A 5,693-nucleotide genomic window follows, 5' to 3' on the forward strand; every position below is an offset into this window, starting at 1 on the left:
GTAGTTTGGAAAGAGGTCTACTAAATAGCACATCAGATACAGACTTGATAAAATTACAGCATGAAGTTAATTGCTTAAAAAAAGAAAATCTTGAACTTAAAACAAAAATTACCTTGTTAAATAACGAAAATTCAAAAAGTAGAGATGTTGTTATTCAAAAAGCTATCATATTTTACCATGATATGAATCAAGGGATAACACAAATTTTAACAAAAAATAATGAACTTACTGTAAAACACACAGAATTTCCAGAAATTCTTGATTATTTAGAAGGTCAAGTTTTAGACATTGCCAATAATTCTTTTGATCATATTTTAAGCATTAATATTTCTCATGATAAAGAAATACCCGAATTTGCTAGATATTTAAGGGGCACCTTAAAAATGGTTAATGGTACCCGTCATGCTATTATTAAATTAAACTACAAAGTCTATGTTCCTGAATGGGTTTGTGAAGATTTCTACCAATATAACAAGCGATATAAAGTCTATTTTTTAGCAGTTGATAAAACCATTGTGGACAAATCAGGGGAGATTTATGAAAAAGTCGCTTTACAAACTTTCATCATTGACAAATAAATATCTGCGTAAACCAAGTTGGCAAATAATAGACCTCTTGCGAAACTATGGCTTTATTGATTTTGTCAAAATTTAAGGCTCAATAAAATCAAGGGTTATGAACTAGTATTTTTGCATCTCGCAAGAACTCTAATATAACCCAATCTAATCCCAAAGTTGATTTTTATCACCCAAACCCTACCCCCTTGTCCGAGCAACCGCCTCCGCCAGCCCCATTTGTCCGCTATCAGTCAAGCCTTGTACCACGCTGTCAAAATCGCCCTGCTCTCGGTTTTGGCTAAGTTTAAATTTACCAATCATCTCACCGACATCAATCGTCAAGCCCAAAATGCCCTGTATCTCCTCCGCCAGATAGTCAGCAGGAGCGTCTTTCATTTTCCAAGGGGTGTCCTGCGTGCTTTCGTGGATATTGGTCAACGTGCCAACCGCACGCATCAGCCCCTTGACATCATCAAATACGCTTGCACGCCCACGCACCTGCACCACTTCATAATTCCACGTTGGCACATGGCGGTGGTGGACGTGTTTGGACGGATACCAGTTGGGCGTGATATAACCCTGCTCACCATAAAACAGTATCATCACGTCCGCCCCATTGACATAGTCGGCAAGCGGATTGGCTTTGGCAAAATGGGCGATGAGCGTGAGCGTGTCGTCTTGTTGCACCACATAAAAGGGCAACAAATCCGCTTGGGGCGTGCCGTCTTTTATGCTGATAAGCGTGCCTAATGGGTGGGCTTTGATAAAGTCGGTAAGGACAGTGCGGTCAGTTTCGGTAAAAAGTGGGGGTAGGTGCATGGGTTTTCCTTGATGATGGGTGGTGTTAAATTGGGGTGATTCTAAAAAATTGGTCTTGTTAAATCAATGTATATTTTAAAAATCGATTACGGTTTTTAACTTAACCAATCGCCCCAATTCTCTCCCCCATAACCACTGTCTTACCATGTACAAACTCATCGCCCCATGCGGTATTTGCCGATTTTGGTAGCACGATAATGGCGGTAGAACCCAGATAAAACCGCCCAAGCTCATCGCCTTTTTTGAGCGTCATGTCATGCGTGCGGTGCTGAATGTAGGGCGTGCGTTTGATTGCCCCTGTCGCCACAGACTCAATCCCTGCCACAATCATCGCCCCAACCAGCACCACGCACGCACGCCCAAAGGCGGTGTCAAATTCGCACACCAACCGCTCGTTACGGGCAAACAGGTCGGGGACATTCTCGGCGGTGGTGTTATTGACCGAAAACAGCGTACCTGGCACGTAGCGTGTGGCAACCAACGTGCCGTCAAAGGGCATATGCACACGGTGGTAATTGGTGGGAGCAAGATAAATCGTGGCAAATGAACCATCCACAAACGCCTTACCCAGCTCAAAATCCGCCAAAAGTTGCCCCACGTCATAATCTCGCCCTTTGGCTTGGAGAAGTTGCCCGTTTGTGATTGCTCCGATTTGGCTGATTTTGCCGTCAGCAGGGCAGGCAATGCCGTCTGCGGTGTCGTCAATCGGACGCATACCATCTTTTAATTCACGGGTAAAAAAGTCGTTGAAACTCTCATAATCGTCCAGATTACCACGCTCATATTCCGCCAAATCAATGTTGTAGGCTTTGGCAAAAGTATGAACAAAGGCTTTTTTGATATAAGGGTTTTGGCTTTTAGCAAGGTAGCCTGCCACTTCTGATAGGGTTTGTTGTGGGGCTAAGTTTTGGGCTAGGGTAAATAGGTTCATGTTCATGCCTTTACAGTTAAAATAACAAATCAACCACGCTATTGTAACGTATTTTTGTTAAGATAAGGACTTCTTTTTTAAAAGGCGGATAAAAATGTTCAAAAAAACATGGCAGACCACTTATGACGGTATGCAGATTGCCATTCACAATTATTGGGGTTTTTGGGTCGAACCACAGAAGAGATAATCATAGACGGCAAACAAGTGCATTACCATAAAGGAGATATTTTTGAAAGACTGGGGTTTACCAAAGTCTTCTATGCCAATGACACCAAAATTACCATTAAGATTGGTAGCAGTTGGCATTGTTGTGGTGTAGCGTGTCAGATTTTTATCAATGATGAGTTTTATTATGGCGATGATAAGGTGTTGTTTGCCGATTCATGATTTGGTTAATAGACTTCCTGCAAAACCCCAAATTAAAGAAAACCGTTCGTGGTGAGCTTGGGAAACCTAACGGTTTTCCGCTACCCGCAGGCATGGCTCAGGGCGAACGGAAAACTAGTTTTGCAGGAAGTTTAATATAGTTGCTATAACAACCGTTTTATTTTGCTAAATTTTATGTCAAACACCCTAACCAACCCCATGCGTGCCAAAGAACGCCTATTTCATGCCGTGCTGTTTGAGATTGGGGCGATTGGACTAACGGTGGCTGTTTTTGCCCTGTTTGGCGACAACCATAGCCCGACCCACGCCACAGGTTTGGCGGTGGCAATCTCGGCGCTGGCGGTGGTGTGGAACATGGTGTTTAACTTTTTGTTTGACAAAGTGGTAACGGGCGAACGCCTTGACCGCTCGCTTGGCACTCGCCTGATTCATATGGGATTGTTTGAAGGTGGGCTATTTTTGGCAACCGTGCCGATGATTGCCTATGCCCTAGATGTCTCGCTATGGACGGCGTTTGTTATGGATATTGGCGTGGTGGCGGTGATTGGGGTTTATACGTTACTTTTTAATTGGGGTTATGATTGGGTGCGATTTTTTATTGTCAGAAATAACACATGAAAAAGCCGTTTTTGATATTACTCTTTACGTCATTGGGCGTGATAATTTTGCCAATCGCCTTTTTGTTTTGGGTGCTTGTTGTTTATCATGAAAGCTATTATATTTGCACAGAAAAAACCCAAAAATGTGTTACTGTCATTGTATTTCATCAGGGCAGAGATAGATTTTTGCGGTTTTATGACGGCAGAATATACAGTAATTTTCAGCTTTTGGGCAAAGACTATGCCGAATCTTATGTAGAACCCGACCCCCATGTTCATATCAATGAGCGGGGGCAAATTGTGATTACCGATATTGACTTACCCAAAAAATATCAAGGCAAATTACAAAATGTCCATTTTGACGAAAAGCCCAATGGCAAACATGACATAGGTGAATCTTATGTTCGCTTATCATTTTATCCCTTGCTGTTTTAAACTTGGTTGTTTTAAAAATATCATTAAAAAGGAAATCCATGAAAGCCCTAATCCAACGAGTTAAGTCCGCCCATGTCGCTGTGGACGGTCAAATCATCGGACAAATCCAATCAGGCGTGCTTGCCTATATCGGCATTGGCAAAGATGATGATTTTGATAAAGCGTGCAAATTGGTGGATAAAATCATCGCCTACCGCATTTTTGAAGATGACAACGGCAAAATGGGCAAATCGGTGTCCGATGTGGACGGTGGGTTATTGCTCGTGTCGCAATTTACCCTAATGGCAAAAACCGACAAGGGTCGCCGTCCCGACTTCGCCCCTGCCATGCCCCCAGATGACGCAAGGACGTTGTTTGATAAGTTGGTCAATTACGCCAAACAAGTCTATCCAAGCGTTGCCACAGGCGAATTTGGGGCGAATATGGCGGTCATGGCGGTCAATGACGGCCCGATTAATTTTTTGTTGGAAGTGTGATTTTTAAAATCATTTAACTTTAAAATACACCCATTGGCAGTAAGGTGCGTATTACGCACCAATAAGATTTTTCATTGAAAAGGTGCGTGGTACGCCACCCTACAAAAACCTTATTAAAAATTGTGGAGTTGGTGCGAATTGGCGTTAATTTGCCATATTATTAAAATTGGCATGATAAAATTTGGGCGTATCGGAACAAATGATATCCGCCCAAAATCAAGGTTTTTATAAAAGGGCAAATGTGATTTGCCCTACAAACCCTTTTAGCAAGCTCATCAGCCCCTTATTTCACACGCCCCACATCGCCCATAAGCTCATCAGGCAAAGGTAGGATTTCCCCAATTTCTGCCACATGCTCGGGCGAGCCGATGACGAGTGCGTCAAAACTGCCATCATGTGCCATGCCATTGACGATTTGCACTTTACCGACCTTGTCGCCGTCTTGGACAGGCTCAGGCAGTCGCACACGGTGCAGGTAGGCTTTGGGGCTTGCCTTAAAATAGAGCCGTGCGATAATCTCTTGTCCCAGATAGCACCCCTTATCATAATCCACACCCCCACGCTGGTGCAGGCGTAGCTCCTGGGGTTGGAACAGTCCCCCTGTGGCTTGGGTTATCCACACATTGCCCGTCTCAATGCTCGCTCTCGCCCACGCCCCAAAGTCGGCAAGGCTTTCATCATCGCCAAAAGTTGGCATACCATTTACCACAACAGGATAAATGGGCGTGGGGGCGGACTGGGTAAATTTAGAAAACGCCCCGTATTTTTTGATATGGGCGGTAAGATTATCCATGCAGTCTGCCGATGTGATGAGTACAAAGGTCTCATCATCAGTGCGACACACCCACAGCCCAAAGGCAACACGCCCTTTTAGGTCGCTAATGGCACACGGCAAAAAATCATGGGTGAGTTTGTCCACATTGACGGTTAATTGACCTTGTAAAAATTTGGCGGTGTCTTTGCCAGTTAGAGTGATTTGTGAAAATTGGCTCATGGTGTTCTCGGTTGGTATTTGTTATTTGTCATTTTCATCAATAAGGGGGCTTGGCTTTATTTTCAAGCCAAAATGTATCAAAAATGATATAATACTTTTATTTTAGGTAAAAATTTATGACTTACCCTGCTTGCCCCAAATGCGATGAAACCTACACCTATGCCGATGGCGACCTGCTCATCTGCCCCATGTGCACCCACGAATGGTCAGCCGATGGCGACACGGACGACACGCCCGTCATTAAGGACGCCGTTGGCAACGTGCTAAATGATGGCGATAGCGTAACAGTCATCAAGGATTTAAAGGTCAAAGGCTCGTCCACGTCTATCAAGGTCGGCACCAAAGTCAAATCCATTCGCCTAATCCATGATGCCCCCGATGACCATGACATTGATTGCAAGATTGATGGTTTTGGGTCGATGAAATTAAAATCCAGCGTGGTGAAAAAGGCGTGATATCAAGATAAAAAGGGCGAGAATTGAACCGCACCCCAAA

The 5,693-nt window shown here is 43.8% G+C and carries 9 protein-coding genes; 6 read left to right on the forward strand and 3 right to left on the reverse strand.

What is annotated here, in order from left to right; translation table 11 throughout:
- The coding region (locus B5J94_RS14305; protein WP_158081067.1) for a hypothetical protein at window positions 1-578 on the forward strand (578 nt) is incomplete at its 5' end.
- 177 nt (window positions 579-755) lie between these two features.
- Here B5J94_RS14305 and B5J94_RS13550 read toward each other — a convergent pair.
- Window positions 756-1,376, reverse strand: coding sequence for an FMN-binding negative transcriptional regulator (locus tag B5J94_RS13550; RefSeq protein WP_062501507.1), 621 nt, complete (start codon window positions 1,374-1,376; stop codon window positions 756-758).
- A 100-nt stretch (window positions 1,377-1,476) separates the two neighbouring features.
- A complete protein-coding gene (gene asd / locus B5J94_RS13555; RefSeq protein ID WP_062501509.1) occupies window positions 1,477-2,307 on the reverse strand; it encodes an archaetidylserine decarboxylase in 831 nt (276 codons plus the stop codon).
- A 162-nt stretch (window positions 2,308-2,469) separates the two neighbouring features.
- Between asd and B5J94_RS13560 the strand changes: the two genes are divergently transcribed.
- From B5J94_RS13560 to dtd, 4 genes are all read left to right on the forward strand, one after another.
- Entirely contained in the window at window positions 2,470-2,694 is a 225-nt protein-coding gene (locus tag B5J94_RS13560; RefSeq protein WP_167346564.1) for a hypothetical protein, read from the forward strand.
- A 174-nt stretch (window positions 2,695-2,868) separates the two neighbouring features.
- Entirely contained in the window at window positions 2,869-3,312 is a 444-nt protein-coding gene (locus tag B5J94_RS13565) for a PACE efflux transporter (protein ID WP_211271104.1), read from the forward strand.
- Window positions 3,309-3,728, forward strand: coding sequence for a hypothetical protein (locus tag B5J94_RS13570; protein WP_062501449.1), 420 nt, complete (start codon window positions 3,309-3,311; stop codon window positions 3,726-3,728). The genes B5J94_RS13565 and B5J94_RS13570 overlap by 4 nt, the downstream gene beginning before the upstream one ends.
- Before the next feature lie 38 nt (window positions 3,729-3,766).
- Entirely contained in the window at window positions 3,767-4,204 is a 438-nt protein-coding gene (gene dtd / locus B5J94_RS13575) for a D-aminoacyl-tRNA deacylase (protein ID WP_062501451.1), read from the forward strand.
- A 283-nt stretch (window positions 4,205-4,487) separates the two neighbouring features.
- Here dtd and ygfZ read toward each other — a convergent pair whose 3' ends face one another.
- Entirely contained in the window at window positions 4,488-5,198 is a 711-nt protein-coding gene (gene ygfZ, locus B5J94_RS13580) for a CAF17-like 4Fe-4S cluster assembly/insertion protein YgfZ (RefSeq protein WP_062501453.1), read from the reverse strand.
- 116 nt (window positions 5,199-5,314) lie between these two features.
- Between ygfZ and B5J94_RS13585 the strand changes: the two genes are divergently transcribed.
- Window positions 5,315-5,653, forward strand: a complete 339-nt coding sequence (locus B5J94_RS13585) for a zinc ribbon domain-containing protein YjdM (protein WP_062501455.1) — start codon at window positions 5,315-5,317, stop codon at window positions 5,651-5,653.
- Window positions 5,654-5,693: the final 40 nt, after the last annotated feature.

Source organism: Moraxella lacunata, assembly GCF_002027545.1.
GTDB classification, from domain to species: Bacteria; Pseudomonadota; Gammaproteobacteria; order Pseudomonadales; family Moraxellaceae; genus Moraxella; species Moraxella lacunata.